We start from the raw sequence: 20,221 nt of genomic DNA, 5'->3' as shown, positions 1-20,221 counted from the left end.
CAGTCGGTGCGGTGAGCCAACCCGCTACAGTTGGTGCTGCAATGAATCAGCCAGCCCCGCCCGTGTTGACGGTCCGCTACGACGGGTCACAACGTACCTTCGCGGCGGGCCACGACGTGGTCATCGGGCGTGACCTGCGCGCCGATATGCGCATCACCCATCCGCTGATCTCCCGTGCGCATCTGCTGTTGCGCTTCGACCAGGGTAGGTGGCTGGCGATCGACAACGGGTCGTTGAATGGAACCTTCGTCAACGGTCGCCGGGTACCCGTCGTCGAAATCCACGACGGGCAGAGCATCAACATCGGCAACCCTGATGGGCCGAGGCTGACATTCGAGATCGGGCGGCACCAGGGGATGGTGGGCCGGCCGCCGCTGACGTCGTCGATGCGGATGGTCCAACCGCCCGGCGCGCCATCGCAGCCCATGCGCCCGACAACCAGGTGGGCTCCGGGGCCGCCGTCGCGCCCGCATCCCGGCGCGCCGCCGCGGCAGATGTATCCGGCCGGCGGTGGGCAGCGGGGGCCTGGCTACGGCGCGCCGCAGCCGGTGAACTGGCGAGCGCACGGCGCCGCGCGTCCCGCGCCGCCGTCGAGCTATCAGCCGCGGACCCAGATGGCGCCCGCCGCCGCCAAGCCTCCGGAGGTGTCGAACCTGGCGACGAAGATGATCCAAGCGCTGCGGCCCGGAGCCGCGGCTCCCGCCAAGCCGGCCGGCTCGGCGACGATCGGGCGCGCCACCGACAACGACATCGTCATCCAGGACGTGCTGGCCTCACGTCATCACGCGTTTCTGGTGCCGACGCCACTCGGCACCGAGATCCGAGACGCCCGCAGCGTCAACGGAACGTTCGTCAACGGGGTCCGGGTGGGGTCCGCGATCCTGAATGAGGGCGACGTGGTCACCATCGGCAACGTCGATTTGGTGTTTACCGACGGCACCTTGGTGCGCCGCACCGAAGCCGACACCCGCACCGGCGGCCTGGAAGTCAACTCGGTCTGCTTCAGCATCGACGGAAAGCAGCTGCTCGACCACATCTCGCTGACCTGCCGGCCCGGTACCCTGACCGCGATCATCGGCGGATCCGGTGCCGGCAAGACCACGCTTTCCCGGCTAATCGCCGGATACACTCGCCCCAGCTCCGGCACGGTCACCTTTGAAGGCCACGACATCCACCGCGAGTACGCGTCGCTGCGCAGCAGGATCGGCATGGTTCCCCAGGACGATGTGGTGCACCGCCAGCTGACGGTCAACCAGGCGCTGAGCTATGCGGCCGAGCTGCGTTTGCCGCCCGACACCAGCAAGGCCGACCGCGCCCAGGCGGTCGCACAGGTGCTCGAGGAACTCGAGCTGACCAAGCACGCCGATACCCGGGTGGACAAGCTCTCCGGTGGGCAGCGCAAACGCGCCTCGGTGGCGCTGGAGCTGCTCACCGGACCGTCGCTGCTGCTCCTCGACGAGCCGACCACCGGCCTAGACCCCGCGCTGGACCGTCAGGTCATGCTGATGCTGCGCCAGCTGGCCGACGCCGGCCGCACCGTGCTGGTGGTCACCCACTCGGTGTCCTACCTCGACGTCTGCGACCAGCTGCTGCTGATCGCACCCGGCGGCAAGACGGCGTTTTTCGGCCCGCCCGACCAGATCGAGCCGGCCATGGGAACCAGAAACTGGGCAGACATCTTCGCCAAAGTGGGCGCCGACCCCGACGAGGCCAACCGCCGCTTCCTGGAAAGGGAGGGGCGGCATCGCCAGCAGGTACAAACCACTTCAGCGCCAAGGGATTTGGGTGAGCCGGTGCGCACCGACGTGCTGCGCCAGTTCTCCACGATCGCGCGCCGCCAAATCCGGCTGGTCGTTTCCGACCGTGGATACACGGTGTTCCTGGCGCTGTTGCCGTTTCTCATCGGGGTGCTGTCGGCGACCGTGCGCGGCAAAACCGGACTGGGAATCGCCAACCCGATGAGTGACAATCCCGATCAGCCGGGGCAGATCCTGGTCATGCTCAATGTCGGCGCGGTCTTCATGGGCAACGCGTTGACCATCCGCGACCTCATCGGCGAGCGCCCGATCTTCCAGCGCGAACAGGCCGTCGGGCTCTCGACCAAAGCGTATCTGATGGCCAAGCTCGCGGTGTTCTCCGTGTTCGCGATTGCCCAGGCGGCGATCGCCACCACCATCACGGTGGCCTACTGGGGCCCGCCCCCCACGAACGGCGTGGTCCTGGGCAATGTCAGCTTCGAGCTGTTCGTCACGGTCGCCGCGACCGCCGTGGCCTCGGCGATCCTCGGGATGGCCCTCTCGGCGATCGCCCGCACACAAGACCAGATCATGCCGCTGTTGGTGGTATCGATCATGTCGCAGCTGGTGTTCTCCGGCGGAATGATCTGGGTGACCGACCGCATGGTGCTCGACCAGCTGTCCTGGGAGACGCCGGCGCGCTGGGGATACGCGGCGTCGGCATCCACAATCAACATCGACAAGCTGGTGCCGGGCCCGACCAGCCCGAAAGACCAGCACTGGGCGCACAAGCCGAGCGCTTGGCTGTTCGACATGGCGATGCTGGCGGTGGTGTCGGTCGCCTACACCGGCATCGTGTGGTGGAAAATCCGGCTGAAGCGTCGCTGAGCGGTTCCCGCGAATCACCGGTAACGGCCCGGCGAATTCCGCCCGACACGGCGCGAAATAACCGCCGCGGCACCCAATACTAATGACGTGACCGCATCCGCGCCGCCGGTGCTAACGGTTCGCTATGACGGCGCAGAACGGAGCTTCGCCCCCGGCCATGAGGTGGTTGTGGGGCGTGACCTGCGCGCAGACCTGCGCGTCGCTCACCCATTGATCTCCCGATCGCATCTGTTGCTGCGCTTCGACCAAGGCCGGTGGCTGGGGATCGACAACGGTTCGCGGAACGGAACTTTCGTCGACGGTCAGCGAGTGCCGCTGATCGACATCCACGACGGCCAAAGCGTCAACATCGGAGATCCCGAGGGGCCACGGCTGACTTTCGAGGTGGGGCGCCAGCACGGTGCCGCCCGCCGGCAAGCGCACCCCTCCCCCGGTCCCCAGCGGCCACCCGGCTCCGTCACGATCGGTCGCGCCACCGATAACGACATCGTCATCCAGGATGTCCTGGCCTCGCGCCATCACGCGGTGTTGCTGTCGACGCCGCGCGGCACCGAGATCCGGGACCACAGCATCAACGGCACATTCGTCAACGGGGCCCGGGTCGAATCGGCGGTGTTGACCGCCGGCGATCAGGTCACGATCGGCAACGTCGACCTGGTGTTCAGCGACGGCACCTTGATCCGCCGGACCGAGGCCGCGACCCGGGCCGGCGGGTTAGAGGTGCGCGCGATCGATTTCAGCATCGACCACGGCCGCACATTGCTCACCAACATCTCGTTGACGGCCAAACCCGGCACGCTCACCGCGATCATCGGCGGCTCCGGTGCCGGTAAGACCACGTTGGCCAGGCTGATCGCCGGCTACACCCGCCCCACCCGCGGCTCGGTCACCTTCGAGGGGCACGACATCCACGCCGAGTACACGGTACTGCGCAGCCGGATCGGCATGGTCCCGCAGGACAATGTCGTGCACCGCCAGCTGACGGTCAACCAGGCGCTGGGGTATGCCGCGGAGCTGCGGCTGCCGCCCGACACCAGCAAAGCTGACCGCGCGCGCGTCGTGGCCCAGGTTCTCGAAGAGCTCGAGCTGACCGAGCACGCCAATACCCGGGTGGACAAGCTCTCCGGAGGGCAACGCAAACGTGCCTCGGTAGCGCTGGAACTGCTGACCGGCCCGTCGCTGCTGATCCTCGACGAACCGACCTCGGGTCTGGACCCCGCGCTGGACCGTCAAGTGATGCTGATGCTGCGCCAGCTGGCCGATGCCGGCCGCGTCGTGCTGGTCGTCACCCACTCGCTGACCTACCTCGACATCTGCGACCAGGTGCTGCTGCTGGCGCCGGGCGGCAAGACCGCGTTCTACGGGCCACCCGCCCGCATCGGCCCGGCGATGGGAACCACCAATTGGGCCGATATTTTCGCCAAGGTTGGCGACGACCCGGACGCCGCCAATCAGCGTTTCCTCGCCCAAAACCGCCCACCGCCGCTAGCGATGGCACCGTCAAAAAAGGCAGAGCTGGGTGCCGCTGCGCACACCAGCGTGTGGCGGCAGTTCTCCACGATCGCCCGTCGCCAAGTTCGGCTGATCGTGTCCGACCGCGCCTACTTCGCATTCCTGGCACTGTTGCCGTTCGTCATGGGTGCCCTGGCGCTGGCCGTTCGCGGCACAACAGGATTCGGCCCCGCCCCGCTGCGAGGTGACACCCCGACCGAACCCGAGCAGCTGCTGGTGCTGCTCAACGTCGGTGCTGTCTTCGTGGGTACCGCGCTAACAATCCGGGACCTCATCGGAGAGCGTCCCATCTTTCTCCGGGAGCAGGCGGTCGGCCTATCGACCGGAGCGTACCTGCTGGCCAAGGTCGGTGTGTTTAGCGTGTTCGCGGTCGCTCAGTCGGCGATCACAACCACCATCGTCGTACTCGGCAAGGGAGCGCCGACCAAGGGGGCCGTCGTCTTCGGTGCCACAAAGCTGGCCGCCAGCGCCGAATTGTTTGTGGGTGTCGCCGCGACCTGCGTCGCGTCGGCGCTTCTGGGCCTGCTCCTGTCGTCGCTCGCCCGCTCCAGCGACCAGATCATGCCGCTGCTGGTGGTATCGATCATGGCGCAGCTCGTGCTCTCCGGCGGGATGATCGCGGTGACCGACCGGCAGCTTGACCCGCTGTCGTGGCTGACGCCGGCGCGCTGGGGCTACGCCGCGACCGCGTCGACCGTCGACGTGCGAGCGCTGATATCCCCCAACCTGTGCCCGCAGGACAGCCACTGGGCGCACACCCCGCACGCGTGGGCGTTCGACATGGCGATGCTGGGAGTATTGCTCGTGGCTTACACCGTTTTCGTCCGGTGGCAGATCAGGCTCAAGCGTCCCTGATCGGCTCCTCAGCGGGCCGTCTCGGCCCGCATCGTCGCCGGGGGGAGGCTCGACATTGCGTATTCACTGACGGCGATCAGCGCGTCGGTCGCTGAGCGGCGGTCCCTCGCGTCGATGTTGATAACCGGGATATGCTCGGGCAGCGTCAGTGCCTCACGTACCTCGGCAATGGGATATCTTGGCGCGCCGTCGAACTCATTGACGGCGATCAGGAACGGCAGGTTGCGATGCTCGAAGAAGTCAACCGCGGCGAAGCTGTCTTGGAGGCGACGGCAGTCGACCAGGACGATCGCGCCGATCGCGCCGCGTACCAGGTCGTCCCACATGAACCAGAATCGGCGCTGTCCGGGTGTGCCGAACAAATAGAGCACCAGGTCCTCGTCGAGGGTGATCCGGCCGAAGTCCATCGCCACGGTCGTCGTGCGCTTTTGCGGGGTCGCCTCCAGCATGTCGACGCCGGTGGACGCGTCGGTGACCATCGCCTCGGTGCGCAGCGGCATGATCTCCGAAACCGCGCCCACAAACGTGGTCTTTCCGGCGCCGAATCCGCCCGCGATGACGATCTTCGTCGAGGCGGGGGCCCTCTCAGAGCGCTCGTAGGCCACGGAGCGTCCTTCCTATGAGTTCGCGGCGTTCGTCGGTCGTCGACTGATCGGTGAGCGTCGGCAGCACCCGAAGGAAGCCGGACGTGACCAGATCGCCCACCAAGACCCGGACGACACCGATCGGCACATCCAGACGGGCCGAGATTTCCGCAACCGAAGGGCCATCGATGCACAGGTGGATGATCTCGCCCCGGATGTCGTTGGGTGGCCATCGAGGTAACGGCGCCGGCTGCAGGGTCTGCACCGGAGCTTCCAGGGGAAGATCGACACTGGTGTTGGTGCGTCCGGCCGTCAGGGTGTACGGGCGGACGAGGCTCGCCTCACGCGTGGGTTGTGGCGTCTCGTGTCTGCCCATCGCGGCTCACGGCTGCGCGAAACCCGGCGACGATGCGGGCAGATCGGGCACATCGGGCGCAGTTCGCCGGGACGACTGCACCACCCCGCCCACCCGTTCCACCAGCATGGCCATCTCGTAACCGATCTGGCCGATGTCGCACGAGCTGGCAGCCAGCGCCGCCAGATGCGAGCCGTCGCCCACCCGCATCAACAGCAGGTAGCCGTTTTGCATCTCGACTACCGACTGCAACACATGTCCACCCTCCAACAGCTGTGCGGCGCCGGTGGCGAGACTAGCCAGTCCGGACGCGACCGCCGCGAGCTGATCCGCCCGGTCGGGAGGTAGATGCTCGCTGGCGGCGATCAGCAGGCCGTCAACGGACACCAGCACCGCATGCGACACGCCGGGAACCTCGCGGGCAAAGTGAGAAACCAGCCAATCCAGCGAATTGTTATGCGCGAGATGGGTCATTCGTGATCAGTTCCTCGATTCGTCTCGCGGGCATGCGATCGTGCCGCGTGCACGCCACCGAAATGGCTGCCGATGGAGGCGCGGATGGCGTCCGGGTCGCGGGCCGGCACCGTATTTGCCGGCGTCTGTCGTGCCTGGGATCCGCCGTTTGATGCCGCCGCGCTCTCCCGGTGCTGCTCGGGAGCCCGGTGCCGCGCCGTGTTGACGGGCGAGCCGGCCGATGACGAAGTTTCGGGGAGGGCCGTCCCGGGTACTAGCCGGGCACCGGGATCTCGCACCGGCAGGCCGTGATCGGTGTGCGCGCGGATCGGCACCTTCTCGGCCTCGGCGGCCGCCGACCAGCCCCGGTCCCATACCGACCTCCAATCGAGGTCGGCGCTTCGGCCCAGCTCGCGCGGGTCGACGAGGTACTCCGACAGCATCCGCTGATAGATCACGTCCTCGGCGGAGGTGTCGGCGGGCCGCGGGTCGGGCTCGCCACCCCGGGCCGCATCGTCGCCCGGGGCGCCTGCGCGAGCGGCCCGTGGCCGTGCGGAGGAATACCCCGAGATATCCGATACCCCTTGGTCCGGCGGTTGTTCCGGGTCTTGCCGAGCAGCGTGTTCCCACCACGGCCGGGCGGGCTCCCGTCGCGGGCGTCGGCGCGAATGCTCGGCGGCGTCGCCGGGTGTCGTCGGCCGGGCCGGAAGGTCGGTGATACCGCTGGATCCCGGGTCGCGACGGGGTAATGGCGTGACCGGCGGGCGCGGCCCGTCGCGCTGCGAGGCGTCGGGGTCCGCGGGCCCAAGGTTCGTGGCCGCCACCGTAGAGGCAGCGGTTTGAGTGTCGGGCGCGGCATGCGCCGTGGTCGCGCGCGATGGCCCAGCGCCTGCCCGGGCGCGCGGGCGGGGGACCCGGCCGTCGGCGGAATGGCCGGCGAGGACGCCCGGGGGCAGATAGACCTCGGCCGTGGTGCCGGAGGCACGCTCCTCGGTTGCCGAACTGCGCAGCCGTACCCGCATCCCGTGCCGATCGGCCAGCCGGCCGACCACGAAGAGACCCATATGGCGGGCATTGTCCGGGGTAACTTCGCCCCCGGCACGCAGCCGGATATTCGCCATCCGCCGGTCACCGTCGGTCATCCCCAGTCCGTGATCGATGACCTGCACCACAACTCCCCCGTCGTTTCGTCGCTCCCCGCACACCCGGACCAACGATGTCGGCGGCGAGTAGCGCAGCGCGTTGTCGATCAGCTCCGCGAACAGATGAACGACGTCCGCGGCAGCAGCGCCGGTCACCGTGCACTCGGGCAGCATTGCCGTGCGCACCCGGCGATAGTCCTCCACCTCGGACGCCGCGGCGTTGATCACCGCTGCCAGCGGCATGAAGCCCCGTGGTTCACGCGAAACCCGGGCGCCCGCCAGCACGAGCAGGTTGGCGGCATTGCGGCGCATCCGGGCGGCCAGGTGATCGAGCCGAAAAAGGCTCTCCAGCCGCTCGGGATCCTCCTCGTTGCGCTCCAGTCGGTCGATGAGCGCTAGCTGCTGATCGACCAGCGAACGGCTCCGCCGCGACATGGTCTCGAACATGTCGTTGACGAGGAGCCGCAACCGGGCCTCTTCGCCGGCCAGCAGCAACGCCTGCGAGTGCAATTCGTCGACCGCGTGGGCGACCTGGCCGATTTCCTCGGTGGTGGACACCGGCAACGGCTCGGGGGCACGCTCGTCGCCGGCACGGACCCGGGCGATCTCACGCTCGAGATCCTCGTGGGCAACCTTCAGCGCGCCGTCGCGCAACACCCGCAGCGGCTGAATCAGCGATCGCCCGACAAGCACAATGATGACAAGCGCGGTCGCAATACCGGCCAGGATCAGCGCGGTGTCGCGGATCGCCGCATCGCGCCGGGCCGCGGCCTGGTCCCGGATCGTCTTGGTCAGCGATGCTTCGGTGTCTTTGATCACCCGGTCCGCGATCGCGTCGGTGGTCTGTATCGAGCGCAACAACTGGGGGTTGTTGACGAGCACACTGGCCGGATCGGACATGATCGCCATTCGGCTGACCATCTGCTGCTGCAGTGTCCTGGCTTCGGGCGAGCCGGCTCCGAGCACCTCGCCCAACGCGTAAAGGGTCGATGGCTCGGTGCCGGCCAGGGTAATCATCGAGACCCGCAACTCCGGCTCGGGCAGGTCGGCGCCCCGGGTCACCATCAGCCGCTGCATCATCATCTGGCCGCGCACGCCAACCGCACGGCTCAAGCCCGCTGCCTTGGCCCGCTCCCGCTCGCTATCGACCCGCACCGACCCGGTGATCGCATTCTGCGCGGTCATCAAGATCGGCGCATACGAGGTCACCCGTTCCCGCAAACCGATGTCATTGGACGCCACCTTGTCCAGCAGCGCCTGCCCGCTATCGAGCACGGTGTTCAGCGCGGTGCGGACGTCGGGGGCCACGTCGGTGTCGGCCAGCCGGGCCCGCAGCTCATGTCTGCGTGCGTCGTAGTTTTTGTTCGCCCCCGCGACGTCGCCCACGCCGGAGTTTGCCAGCAACGCGACGTCCAGAGCCGACATGTATTTCGCTATCGCTGGGACCACGTCGGCACGCTCGGCCGCCAGCCGGAGGTCGTGGGCCTCGGTCACCGCCCCATAGATACGGATGCCGCCGAAGCCCATCGACAGCAGCAGCGGCACCAACGCGATCGCGACGACCTTCCACCGAACGGGCCAGTTGCGCAGCGACCAACTCGGTGGACGTTTGGCCGGCGCGGTTTGCGCGGCCGGGGCATTCGAGTCATCGTCGGTAGCCGCCGCGGCCGCCTTGGCCGGGCCGGCAAACACCGTCACTGAGCCGCGGCCGTGCTACCGACCGCCCCCGCATGCAGTGTTAGCGCGTCGTTCATGAGACTTCCTGCTCAATCCGCCCGCCCTGGGCAGATAGGCGAGCGATTTACGCCTGGCAATTCGACGAGTATGACAGGCCGCGCGCGCGGTCGCCACCATTCCTACTGACAACCGGGAGTCCGCTGACCGGGTCCGCGCCCCGAGAGGCGGGCGTGGCAAATCGGCACCGGCGACGGGCGCGCGCAACTGCGATGATCGACGGGTGTTCCGGCTGCTGTTTTACTCGCCGCGCATCGCACCCAACACCGGCAATGCCATCCGGACAGCGGCCGTCACGGGCTGCGAACTGCACTTGGTTGAACCGCTGGGCTTCGAGCTCTCGGAGTCCAAGCTGCGCCGGGCCGGGCTGGACTATCACGACTTGGCGTCGGTCACCGTTCACCCCTCCCTAGAGGCCGCCTGGGGTGCGTTGTCGCCGGCGCGGGTTTTCGCGTTCACGACCCAGGCGACAACGCTGTTCACCGAGGTCGGCTACCGGGCGGGCGACGTGTTGATGTTCGGGCCGGAGCCCGGCGGGCTGGACGCGGTGATCCTGGCCGACGACCACATCACCGAACGGGTGCGAATCCCCATGCTGGCGGGCCGACGATCATTGAACCTCTCGAACGCCGCCGCGGTCGCCGTCTATGAGGCGTGGCGTCAGCATGGCTACGCCGGGTCGACGTGACGGCTACCAGGTGTTCCAGTGCGTCACCTGCGGCGCCGGCAGCCGCTTGGCACGCCTGAAGTCGGTGCCCTTGGTGTAGGCGATCGGAAGCAGCCCGCCCTGGCTGTACTCCTCGACGGGGATCCCGACAATCTCGGCGACCTGTTTTTCGCCGTCGCCCAGCAGGTGCAGCGTCGTCCAGCACGACCCGAGCCCGCGCGAGCGCAACGCCAGGCAAAAACTCCACACCGCCGGGAACAGGGACGCCCAGAATGACGCGCTCCCCAGCGGCGCCCGTTCCACCCGGCCCTGCAGGCAGGGGATCATCAAGACCGGCACCTGGTGCATGTGCTCGGCCAGGTACCTCGCGGAGTCACGGACGAGCGGCATCCGCTCGCCGCGGGTGTCCCCCTGCGGGTATTGCGGTGGGGGCAGGCTGAGGTAGCCCTTCGCGTTGGCCAGGTAGATGTCGGCGATCGCCTGCTTCTTGTCGGCGTCGTCGACGAACACCCACTGCCAGCCCTGCGCGTTGGAACCCGTGGGCGCTTGCAGCGCCAGCTCGAGGCATTCCATCAGCACCTCCCGGCCTACCGGCTTGTCGAGGTCGAGGCGTTTGCGCACCGAGCGGGTGGTGGTGAGGACGTCGTCGACGGACAGGTTCAAGGTCATGTGCGCAGACTACATTTCTACATTTGTACATTTGCCGCTCCGGTCCCCCAGAACCGCCGAACGGACGCAAGACGTTTCCGGCGGGCCCGGCATAGGCCACTGCGGATGGACGGCGCCGGCGGGTGGGCCGTTGCCGCGAAAGTGCGCTCCACGACGCATTGTGCGAGTGAATGCGTCGTTAGTGGCACGCTGGCGGTGTCAGCGGAAATCCCGCGATGTCGATCCCGCTCTCAAGGTAAGCCCCGCCAACCGCTCAGCCACGACGGTGACTGCCCCACTGGCATTTTGGACTTGACCGCGAATCAACAGGGCCGGCGCCGCCTGCGCCAGCTTACGGTGCCGCGCCCATACTCCCGGCGTGCAGAGCACATTGACCATCCCGGTCTCGTCTTCGAGGTTGATAAACGTCACCCCCTGGGCCGTGGCGGGCCGCTGCCGATGAGTCACCGCCCCGGCGATCAGCACCCGCTCGCCATCGGGCACGCCGAGCAGTTTCTCGGCGGGCAGCACCCCCATCGCATCCAGATCCGCCCGCAAGAACTGCGTGGGGTAGCTGGCGCAGGAGATGCCGGTGGCCCACACATCGGCGGCGGCCAGTTCCGGCTCACTCATCCCCGGCAGCGCCGGGATGTGCGGCGCGCAGCCCACGCCGGGCAGCCGGTCGGGCCGCTCCATGGCGGCCGCTCCGGCCGCCCACAGCGCCTCGCGCCGGGAGAGCCCGAAGCAGCCCAGCGCTCCGGCGGTCGCCAGCGCTTCGGCCTGGGGTACGGAAAGCTGCACCCGAGACGTCAAATCCAATAGCGACATAAACGGCCCATGGGCTTTTCGCTCCTCGACCAGCTTCTCGGCCAGCGTGTCTCCGATATGACGCACCCCGCCCAGCCCCAGCCGCACCTCCGTTCCGGCGTTCTCGAGAGTGGCGTGCGCCAAGCTGGCGTTGACATCGGGGCCGTGCACCACCACGCCGTGGCGGCGGGCGTCGGCCACCAGTGACTGCGGGGAATAAAACCCCATCGGCTGGGCGCGCAGCAGCGCCGCGCAGAACGCCGCCGGATGGTGCAGCTTGAACCATGCCGAGTAGAACACCAGCGACGCGAAGCTTAGCGCGTGGCTTTCGGGAAAGCCGAAATTGGCGAAAGCTTCCAGCTTTTCGTATACCCGGTCGATCACCTCGTCAGGGGCGTTATGCAGCCGGCGCATGCCGTCGTAGAACCGGCCGCGTAGTCGGCGCATGCGCTCCGCCGAGCGCTTGGACCCCATGGCACGCCGCAGCTGATCGGCCTCGGCGGCGGAAAACCCCGCGCAGTCGACCGCGAGCTGCATCAGCTGTTCCTGAAACAGTGGTACTCCCAACGTCTTTCGCAACGCTCGCACCATCGACGGATGGTCGTAGACCACGGGGTCAATGCCGTTGCGCCGCCGGATATACGGATGCACCGAGCCGCCTTGGATGGGCCCGGGGCGGATCAGCGCAACCTCGACCACCAGGTCGTAGAACACCCGCGGGCGCAACCGCGGCAAGGTGGCCATCTGCGCCCGGGACTCCACCTGGAACACCCCGATGGAGTCGCCGCGGGCCAGCATCTCATACACCGCCGGCTCGGAGAGGTCGAGCTGGGCCAGGTCCACTTCGACACCCTTGTGCTCGGCCACCAGGTCGATGGCGTAGCGCAGCGCCGAGAGCATCCCCAGCCCAAGTAGGTCGAACTTCACCAAACCGATTGCCGCACAATCATCTTTGTCCCACTGCAGGACGCTGCGATCCTTCATGCGTGCCCACTCCACCGGGCACACGTCGGCGATCGGGCGGTCGCAGATCACCATGCCGCCCGAATGGATGCCCAGATGCCGTGGCAGATTCTGGATCTGGGTCGCCAAATCGATCACCTGCCGGGGGATACCCTCGGCGTCGGGTGATCCAGCCGGCCCGCTCCCGAGGCTGACCTGCTTGCTCCAGGCGTCCTGCTGACCCTGCGAAAAACCCAGGGCACGGGCCACGTCGCGCACCGCGATCCGTTCCCGATAGGTGATGACGTTGGCCACCTGCGCGGCGTAGTCACGGCCGTATTTGTCATAGACGTACTGGATGACCTTTTCCCGCCGGTCCGACTCGATGTCGATGTCGATGTCGGGCGGGCCGTCGCGCGCGGGCGACAAGAAACGCTCGAATAACAGCTCGTTGGCCACCGGGTCGACGGCGGTGATGCCTAGGGCATAGCAGACCGCGGAGTTGGCCGCCGACCCCCTGCCCTGGCACAGGATGTCGTTTTCCCGGCAGAACCGGGTGATGTCGTGCACGATCAGGAAGTAGCCGGCAAACCTCAGGTGAGCAATGACTTTCAGCTCGTGCTCGATCTGCGCGTAGGCGCGCGGCGCCTGCTCGGGCGGTCCGTAGCGCCGCAGCGCCCCGGCCATCACCAGCTCCCGCAGCCAGCTCTCCTCGGTCTGCCCTGCCGGCACGCCGAACGGCGGCAGCTGCGGGGCGATGAGCGCCAGCCCGAAGTCGCACTGCTCGCCGAGTTCGGCAGCGGCGGTGACCGTCTCGGGGCACCAGGCGAATAGCCGCGCCATCTCCTCACCGGACCGCAAATGCGAGCCGCCCAGCGGAGCCAGCCAGCCGGCGGCGGTGTCCAGCGACTGCCGGGCCCGGATCGCGCCCAAGGCCATCGCCAGGCGGGCCCGCGACGGGCCGGCGAAATGCGCGCCGGTGGTCGCGACCAGCCCCACGCCGAAGCGCGGCGCCAACGCCGCTAGCGCCGCGTTACGTTCGTCGTCCAGTGGATGGCCATGATGGGTCAGCTCGACGCTGACCCGCTCCGCGCCGAACCGGTCCACCAGCTCGGCCAGCGCCGCGGCGGCGGCCTCCGGACCGCCTTCGGAAAGCGCCTGGCGGACATGGCCTTTGCGGCAGCCGGTCAGGACGTGCCAGTGCCCGCCCGCCGCGTCGGAAAGCCCGTCGAAATCAAAGCGCGGCTTGCCTTTTTCGCCGCCGGCTAGGTGCGCGGCGGCCAGCTGGCGCGACAACCGGCGATAGCCTTCCGGGCCGCGGGCCAGCACCAGCAGGTGCGGGCCGGGCGGATCCGGCTCGTCGGTGCGAGCACCGGGCCCCAAGGACAGCTCGGCGCCGAATATGGTACGGACATCCAGTTCTGCCGCCGCTTCGGCGAACCGCACCGCCCCGTACAGCCCGTTGTGGTCGGTCAGCGCGATGGCACGCAGATCCAGCCGGGCCGCCTCCTCGACCAGCTCCTCCGGTGTGCTGGCCCCGTCGAGAAAGCTGTACGCCGAATGCGCGTGCAGCTCGGCATAGGCGACCAGCGAGCGGACCCTTCGGCTACCGCCCGGCGGCGCATACGCCGCACGTTTGCGCGAGCACGGCGCGTCATCGCCCGGCTCACCCGCAAGCGACGCGCCGGCGCGACGCGGCTTGCCGTCGAGCACCCGTGCCATCTCCGCCCAGCTCGGCGGTCCGTTACTCCAGCCCACATCGCCACAGCGTATCGAATATACGTTCGATTATCCAGCCGCTCGGCCCCGTGGCACTGCCACGCAACCGAAAAACAGCTGTTTAGAAGATTTAATCTTCCGGCTACATCTCGTGGGGGGATCCGGCGGATACTCGTAGCCATTACCTAGCCAATACCCATTCCCACAGGCAACGGCGGTGACCGGTATGGAGCAACTCAAAACGCTCGATGCCGGCTTCCTCATGGCTGAAGACGCCGACCGCCACGTGAGCCTGGCAATCGGCGGGATCGCGATCATCGAGGGCCCCGCACCCACCGACAGCCGGTTGAGAAGTGTACTGGCAGAACGGATTCGCGCGATACCTCGGTGCACCCAGGTGCTGCGGACACACCCCTTCGATGTGGGCGCCCCCAAGTGGGTCGACGATCCCGGCTTCGACCTCACTCGTCACGTGCGCCGGCTGGCGCTGCCCCGGCCCGGCGGTGATTCAGAGCTGTTCCGGGTGGTCGCGGACGTGCTGGAGCGGCGCCTGGACCGGGATCGTCCGCTTTGGGAATGCTGGGCCATCGAGGGGCTGCAGGGCAACCGGTGGGCGATCTTGATCAAGATCCATCACTGTGTCGCCGACGGGGTCTCGGCGACCCGCATCCTCACCCGGCTGTGCGATAACGCCAACGGTCGCGATGGCCCCGTCTTCGCCCAGCACTTCGGCCCAAGCCGGACCGCACGCCCACCAGCCCAGCTGCGGGCGGTGCCCGATGCCGGCGCGCGCGGGCCGGTCGGCGAGCTTTGGCGGGCTGCCGGCGCCGTCACCAACGCCGCTGCGCGAGCGGTCAGCGGCGCCGCGGAAATCGCCGTCGCCCTGATGCGTCCGGCGGCCGGGTCTTCGCTGGTGGGTCCCGTTACCGCCATGCGGCGCTACCGCGCGGTCCGGGTCCCCCTCGCCGATGTCGAGCGGGTGTGCCGCAGGTTCGGCGTGACGATCAACGACGTCGCCCTTGCGGCGATCACCGAGGGCTTTCGGGAGGTCTTGCTGCACCGCGGCGAGCAGCCCCGCGCGAATTCGCTGCGCACCCTGGTACCGGTCTCGGTGCGCTCCCCGGACGCGCTGGAGGAACTCGGCAACCGCATTTCGGTCATGCTGCCGTACCTGCCCGTCGAGCAGGACGACCCGATTCAGCAGTTACGCGTCGTGCACAGCCGGTTGCGCCACGCCAAGCAGGGTGGCCAGCGCCATGCCGGCCACGTCCTCGTGGCAGCCGCCAATCACGTTCCGTTTGTGGTGTCCTCCTGGGTGATTCGGTTGCTGACCCGGCTGCCGCAACGCGGCGTCGTCACGCTGGCCACCAACGTTCCCGGGCCGCGACACCCGTTGCAGATGATGGGCCGCACGGTGGTGCGGTTGCTGCCGATTCCTCCGATCGCGCTGCGGTTGCGCACCGGGATCGCGGTGCTGAGCTATGCCGATGACCTGGTGTTCGGTATCACCGCCGACTACGACGCGGCACCCGATGTGGAGGAGTTGGCCAAGGGTATCGCAGCAGCGGTGGCGCGTCTGGAGGCGCTAAGCCAAGACGCTGTGTTGCTGTTCGCGAAGTAGCCGTTCGGGCCGACAGCCTGAGCCGGCGTCGCGCCTCAGCACTCAGTAGAGGATGGCCGGCAGATAGGCGCCGCGCGGGGTCGAATAGAGCCCGGTGGCCATGAGGGTGCGCATGTCCACAATCCGCAGGCCGTTGCGCAGGCACCACCGGAACAGCTCGGCGTTGGTGGTGGGCACCAGCACCCCGGTGCCCTCGATCCGCTCGACTGAGGCTATCAGCGCCTTGAGAGCCTCGCTGCATTCGCCGACCGCGTGATCGAACAGGCCGATCCCGGTGGCGTAGCCGGTTATTCGCCCGTCGTGTTCGACGACCATCGCCTTGCCCAGCGAGATACCGTCCGCCAGCTCTGTACCGCGGTCGTGCCTAGGCACATTGCGGCACAGGGTATTACAGGCGTCCAGATCGTCGCTCGTGGCCCGACGGACCCGATAGCCGGGGATTGCGATTCGCGGTGGCGCACCCTGTAGGCAGCCAAGCAGGTCGCGTACTTCGAACCCGAGCGTGGCGTACAGGGCCAGTGAGCGGTTGTGGTAGGCGATTTGCAACAGCCGTACGCTCGGCGCTCCAGGTTGGCGCCGCGGCGCAGGACGTCGAGCATCAGCCGCCGGCCGACGCCCCGGTTCTGCACGGCGGGATCGACCGAGGCCGGGCCAACTCCGCATACCCGGCCGCACTCATCAAGGAAATTGCTCCCAACAATCCGGCCCTCGGCTTCGGCCACGACCGAGTAAAACCCTGGGTGCGCAAGCAGGTGCGCCAACGTCTCCGTCGCGGCCTCCGGCGTGGGGAAGTCCGTTGGAAAGTTGTGCTCGGCGGCGATCGTGCGGAACGCCGAGTAGCAGATCCGCCCACAGATCTCGGCGTCATCGAGTGTGCCCGGACGAAGTGTGATGTCCGTGGTCAACCTCCTCCAGAGTTGCCGCCTGCGCCTCGACGAGTGCGAGCGGGTCGCGAAGGCGTTGCCGGCCGGGGCATCGGCGTTTGGGGAAACGTCATCACCACCGGCGGGGCGAGCACGTGGACCAACGTGAGCGGGACAGCGCGTGTGACTTCTCTGACGGCTGGAAGCCGCCAGCTTCTTCTCACGCCGCGTGGGCGTGAAGGGCCAGTCCAGCCCGTAAGACGTTACGTGCAGCGTGTTCATCTGCTTGAGCGCGATGCGAGCATCGCTGGCAGACGAATTCCGCTTGGGTGACGCGGTTCTCGCGGGCTGCATATCCACATTTCTCGCAGCCGTCGGAGGTGTGCCGGGGGTCGACCTCAATCCAGACACGCCCAGCCTCTTCCGCTTTGGCGCGCAGTTTTGAGACGAAACCTCCCCAGCCCGCGTCGCTGATACTCCGGTTCAGCCCGGACTTCGCCCGGGCACCGTTCTTGAGGAACCGCCCCGGGGTGTCCGGGTCGGGCGCGGGTTTAGCCCGCCGCAACATGTTGACGATCTTCAGATCCTCCACCACCAGCACGTCGTAAGACTCAACCAGAGCCCGTGCCAGTTTGTGATGAAAGTCCTTGCGCTGGTTGGCGATCTTGCGATGCCGAGCCGCCACAGTCTCCCGCCGCCGTTGCCGGTTCTTCGAACCGCGCTTGGCGCGCTGCATTCGCTGCTGCGCGGCGCCGAGCCTCTCACCGGCGGCCCGTCCCCAACGCGGATTGTCGATGTGCTCACCATCGCTGGTGGTGGCGAAACTCGCGATCCCGACATCGATACCGGCCGAGCGGCCGGTGGCCGGCAGCGGATTGGCCGGCACGTCATCGCAGGACAGAACCAGCATCCAGCGCCGCCCCTGGCGCTTGATCTGGATCGTCTTCACCCGGCCCACCACCGGGCGGTGCAGTTCGACCTTGACCTGTCCAATACCCTGCAGATACACCCGCTTGATCTCGGGTAGCCAACGCGCACCATCGCCGTCTTTGGGCCACTCCACGCTGTCGAATCGGGCCTTACCTCTAAAACGCGGATACCCAGCCTTGACACCGGGCTTGGCGGTCTTGACCCGCCGGAAAAAACCCTGGAATGACTTGTTGAGTCGCCGCAGTGTGGCCTGCTGGCTGGAAAACGACCAGACCGCCTGATCCGGGCATGCCTGCCGGATCTCGGTCAACTGTGCCGACTGATCCCCGTAGTAGATGCGAGTCTTGCTGTGAGACCAGGCATCCCGGCGCTCCTGCAGCGCCGCGTTGTAGAGTTCGCGGTGCGCATCCAGGCACCGCGCCAACGCGAGGTGCTGGCGCGCGGTCGGGCGCAGCCGAAACACGTAGGCGCGCCTCACGAGACCACCGCATCCCACTGATGCTCGATATAGCGGCGCACCGTCGACTCCGACACATACCCGACCGACGCGGCGAAATACGACGGCGACCACAACACCTTCGCAAACCGCCGCAGATACGGGAACTCCTCGCGCAGCACCCGCGACGAGCGGCCCTTGAACGCCCGCACCACCTGCGCCGGGGCATCGGTTGGGCCGACCCGCACGAACAGGTGCACCTGATCGGGCATCACTTCCTTGGCCACTATTTCCCAGCCGTGCTCGCCGGCGATTTGTTCCAGCAGCTCGCCACACCGCGCCGCTACACGCCCGCCCAGCATCCGACGCCGATACTTCGGACACCACACCAGGTGCAGCCCCAGCGAGCACACACCACCCGGGGTGCGGCGAAACCGGCGCTCGGACATGCCGCACACGTTACGAGAAGGGACCGACATTTAGTCTCGGTGTGAGTCCACGGGCAGGTCCGAGGGTCCGACTGGGACACCTGGTGATCCCTGAGATTTGAGCGGCCTCCCGTGGACTTTGGTGTCTGGTCGTGCGGTGTTCTTGTTCGGGAACTTGGAGCCAGCCCGTGGTGTGGACTCCTGCTTAGAGAATGTCTGGACCGTGGCCGTGGCGCTCAGTCACCTGGTGATCTGGAAGAGCTTGTGGCAGGAGGGTTGTGCAGTGGCATTGACGTTGGGGATCGACGTCGCGGTCCGGGCGGCGCATCAGGCGACGCTGGCCCGTGACGGCAAGACGGTGTGGCGGGGCCGTAAGTTCTTGACCCGCCCCGACGAGCTGGAGCGGGTGTGGGCCGATGTGGGTGCCGAGGATCCGGGCGAGCTGACGGTGGTGCTCGAGCCCACCAGAAACGCCTGGATTGTGGTGGCGGAGTGGTTTCGCCGGCGCGGCGCGAAGGTGGTGATGGTGCCGACGACTCAGTCAGCGGACCTGCGCAAGTACTACTCCAAGCACGCCAAGAACGACCGGATCGACTCAGAGCTGTTGGCCCGGCTGGCGCTGCTGCGCCCTGAAGGATTGCGTCCCTACACCGGGCAAGGCCCAGCTGATCCGTTGCGGCGGCTCACCAAGCAGCGTTGCACGATGGTCAAGCGCCGCACCGCGGTCTATGCCCGCCTCGACTCCCTCATCGAGCTGCTGGGACCGTCCTGGTATGCGGTGCTCGGGTCGAACTACGGCAACGCCGCGCTGCAGTTTCTGGCGCACTACGCCAATCCCCACGCAGTGATCCGGCTCGGCCAGGCCAGGCTGGCCAGGTTTCTCGCCACGCGGTCCCGTGGCGCCTGGCGTGACGAGCATGCCGCCGGCCTGATCGTCGCGGCCAAAGAAACCCTCGCCCTGTGGAATGTCGACGGCACCGATGGGATGAACTTCGCCGAACTGGCCGCCGACATCGCCCACGAGGCCGAACAAGCGCTGTTTTTGACCCGTCAGATCAAAGAGATCGACGAACGGATCGCAAACCTCTACGCCCAGGCCGACCCGCAGGGGATTGTCGCGTCCGCGCCCGGCCTCGGAGCCACCATCAGCGCGGTCATCGCCGGCCGGATCGGTGATCCGCACCGGTTCACCTCGCTCGCGGCGATCCGCGCCTACACCGGACTGGTCCCGAAAGTCAGCCAATCGGGGGTGGTCAAGACCGAGTCGTCGATCACCAAGGCCGGCGACCCGCTGCTACGCGAAATGCTTTACACCGCAGCCGATCAGGCGCGCAAAGTCGATCCCCAATTTGCCGCGAAGTACCACCGTCTAATGGCCGGGGACCGCCACCATGACTCGGCGATCTGCCACCTGGCCACCATGCTGATCACCCGCATCGCCACCTGCATGCGCAACGGGCAGCCCTACCAACTGCGCGACGTCGATGGCACCGCGATCACCGAATCGGAAGGCCGAGCCATCGTCAAAGAGCGCTACCAACTCGATCCCCGCCGCCGCGACCACGTCCGCCACAAACTCATGCGCCAGCGCCGCAAAAAGGCGGGCCAGGAGTCACAGGAGTCGCCACGCGCTCCAACATCCCAGCCCGCTAAACGCAAGCCTACGAACCCCCAAGTGGCTTGACTTCAGTTAGGAACTCAAACTCACCGCCCACACGCTGTTCACCAGGCCAGATTCCCCCGACGGCTAAAAGCCGCCGGTCCCCTCGGGCCGCACTGATGGCGCTGTCGCGGACCGCCCAGTCAACTGCCGTTTTTGCCGACGATGCGGCGACACCGACCACGATTCCGGGATGCGTCAGCGGGGCCGGCATGTCGTTCCCGCCCTTCTTGCAGGGTAT

14 protein-coding genes and 1 pseudogene are annotated in these 20,221 nt (G+C 67.5%); 5 read left to right on the top strand and 10 right to left on the bottom strand.

What is annotated here, in order from left to right; genetic code table 11:
- Positions 1–41: 41 nt before the first annotated feature.
- Positions 42–2,624 (top strand): FHA domain-containing protein, encoded by a 2,583-nt coding sequence (locus MSM1_RS11620; protein WP_213442312.1) that lies wholly within the window; start codon positions 42–44, stop codon positions 2,622–2,624.
- An 87-nt stretch (positions 2,625–2,711) separates the two neighbouring features.
- Positions 2,712–4,991 (top strand): ATP-binding cassette domain-containing protein, encoded by a 2,280-nt coding sequence (locus tag MSM1_RS11615; protein WP_213442310.1) that lies wholly within the window; start codon positions 2,712–2,714, stop codon positions 4,989–4,991.
- Between the two features lie 8 nt (positions 4,992–4,999).
- On the opposite strand, the gene MSM1_RS11610 is transcribed toward MSM1_RS11615, so the two are convergent.
- The 4 genes from MSM1_RS11610 to MSM1_RS11595 are packed head-to-tail and all read right to left on the bottom strand — an operon-like array spanning position 5,000 to position 9,223.
- Positions 5,000–5,596: an ATP/GTP-binding protein gene (locus MSM1_RS11610; RefSeq protein WP_213442308.1), complete on the bottom strand. Its 597-nt coding sequence runs from the start codon at positions 5,594–5,596 to the stop codon at positions 5,000–5,002.
- Positions 5,577–5,951 carry a DUF742 domain-containing protein gene (locus tag MSM1_RS11605; protein ID WP_213442306.1) on the bottom strand — a complete coding sequence of 125 codons (375 nt, stop codon included), beginning with the start codon at positions 5,949–5,951 and terminating at the stop codon, positions 5,577–5,579. The genes MSM1_RS11610 and MSM1_RS11605 overlap by 20 nt, the downstream gene beginning before the upstream one ends.
- Positions 5,952–5,957: 6 nt before the next feature.
- Positions 5,958–6,404 (bottom strand): roadblock/LC7 domain-containing protein, encoded by a 447-nt coding sequence (locus MSM1_RS11600; RefSeq protein WP_213442304.1) that lies wholly within the window; start codon positions 6,402–6,404, stop codon positions 5,958–5,960.
- Entirely contained in the window at positions 6,401–9,223 is a 2,823-nt protein-coding gene (locus MSM1_RS11595) for an ATP-binding protein (RefSeq protein ID WP_213442302.1), read from the bottom strand. Before MSM1_RS11595 ends, MSM1_RS11600 begins: the two co-directional genes overlap by 4 nt.
- A 259-nt stretch (positions 9,224–9,482) precedes the next feature.
- Here MSM1_RS11595 and MSM1_RS11590 point away from each other — a divergent pair, with 259 nt between their 5' ends.
- A complete protein-coding gene (locus tag MSM1_RS11590; protein ID WP_213442300.1) occupies positions 9,483–9,947 on the top strand; it encodes a tRNA (cytidine(34)-2'-O)-methyltransferase in 465 nt (154 codons plus the stop codon).
- 3 nt (positions 9,948–9,950) lie between these two features.
- Here MSM1_RS11590 and MSM1_RS11585 read toward each other — a convergent pair whose 3' ends face one another.
- Positions 9,951–10,595: a nitroreductase family protein gene (locus tag MSM1_RS11585; RefSeq protein ID WP_213442298.1), complete on the bottom strand. Its 645-nt coding sequence runs from the start codon at positions 10,593–10,595 to the stop codon at positions 9,951–9,953.
- 198 nt (positions 10,596–10,793) lie between these two features.
- A complete protein-coding gene (locus tag MSM1_RS11580; RefSeq protein WP_213442296.1) occupies positions 10,794–14,081 on the bottom strand; it encodes an error-prone DNA polymerase in 3,288 nt (1,095 codons plus the stop codon).
- A gap of 187 nt (positions 14,082–14,268) precedes the next feature.
- Between MSM1_RS11580 and MSM1_RS11575 the strand changes: the two genes are divergently transcribed.
- Positions 14,269–15,663, top strand: a complete 1,395-nt coding sequence (locus MSM1_RS11575) for a wax ester/triacylglycerol synthase family O-acyltransferase (RefSeq protein ID WP_213442293.1) — start codon at positions 14,269–14,271, stop codon at positions 15,661–15,663.
- A gap of 42 nt (positions 15,664–15,705) precedes the next feature.
- Here MSM1_RS11575 and MSM1_RS21835 read toward each other — a convergent pair whose 3' ends face one another.
- The 4 genes and pseudogenes from MSM1_RS21835 to tnpA form a co-directional block, all read right to left on the bottom strand.
- The gene (locus tag MSM1_RS21835) at positions 15,706–16,209 is read right to left on the bottom strand and encodes a hypothetical protein (protein WP_236055956.1); all 504 of its coding nucleotides are present in this window, start codon (positions 16,207–16,209) and stop codon (positions 15,706–15,708) included.
- Between the two features lie 32 nt (positions 16,210–16,241).
- Positions 16,242–16,808 (bottom strand): annotated as a pseudogene (locus MSM1_RS22965) (GNAT family N-acetyltransferase); the annotation flags it as partial.
- Positions 16,747–17,934, bottom strand: a complete 1,188-nt coding sequence (locus tag MSM1_RS11560; RefSeq protein WP_307857366.1) for a transposase — start codon at positions 17,932–17,934, stop codon at positions 16,747–16,749. The pseudogene MSM1_RS22965 and the gene MSM1_RS11560, both read right to left, overlap by 62 nt.
- Positions 17,931–18,341 (bottom strand): IS200/IS605 family transposase, encoded by a 411-nt coding sequence (gene tnpA / locus MSM1_RS11555; RefSeq protein ID WP_213442287.1) that lies wholly within the window; start codon positions 18,339–18,341, stop codon positions 17,931–17,933. The genes MSM1_RS11560 and tnpA overlap by 4 nt, the downstream gene beginning before the upstream one ends.
- A 262-nt stretch (positions 18,342–18,603) precedes the next feature.
- Between tnpA and MSM1_RS11550 the strand changes: the two genes are divergently transcribed.
- Positions 18,604–20,004, top strand: coding sequence for an IS110 family transposase (locus MSM1_RS11550; protein WP_213442912.1), 1,401 nt, complete (start codon positions 18,604–18,606; stop codon positions 20,002–20,004).
- Positions 20,005–20,221 lie beyond the last annotated feature (217 nt).

Source organism: Mycobacterium sp. SM1 (genome assembly GCF_018361265.1).
Lineage (GTDB): Bacteria > Actinomycetota > Actinomycetes > Mycobacteriales > Mycobacteriaceae > Mycobacterium.
This window is presented reverse-complemented; position numbering and strand designations above follow the sequence as displayed.

Bases quoted from the DNA above. Each gene is read 5' to 3' on its own strand.
- MSM1_RS11605 (WP_213442306.1), bottom strand. From the start codon at position 5,951: ATGGGCAGACACGAGACGCCACAACCCACGCGTGAGGCGAGCCTCGTC.
- MSM1_RS11575 (WP_213442293.1), top strand. From the start codon at position 14,269: ATGGAGCAACTCAAAACGCTCGATGCCGGCTTCCTCATGGCTGAAGAC.
- MSM1_RS11585 (WP_213442298.1), bottom strand. From the start codon at position 10,595: ATGACCTTGAACCTGTCCGTCGACGACGTCCTCACCACCACCCGCTCG.
- MSM1_RS11620 (WP_213442312.1), top strand. From the start codon at position 42: ATGAATCAGCCAGCCCCGCCCGTGTTGACGGTCCGCTACGACGGGTCA.
- MSM1_RS11600 (WP_213442304.1), bottom strand. From the start codon at position 6,404: ATGACCCATCTCGCGCATAACAATTCGCTGGATTGGCTGGTTTCTCAC.
- tnpA (WP_213442287.1), bottom strand. From the start codon at position 18,341: ATGTCCGAGCGCCGGTTTCGCCGCACCCCGGGTGGTGTGTGCTCGCTG.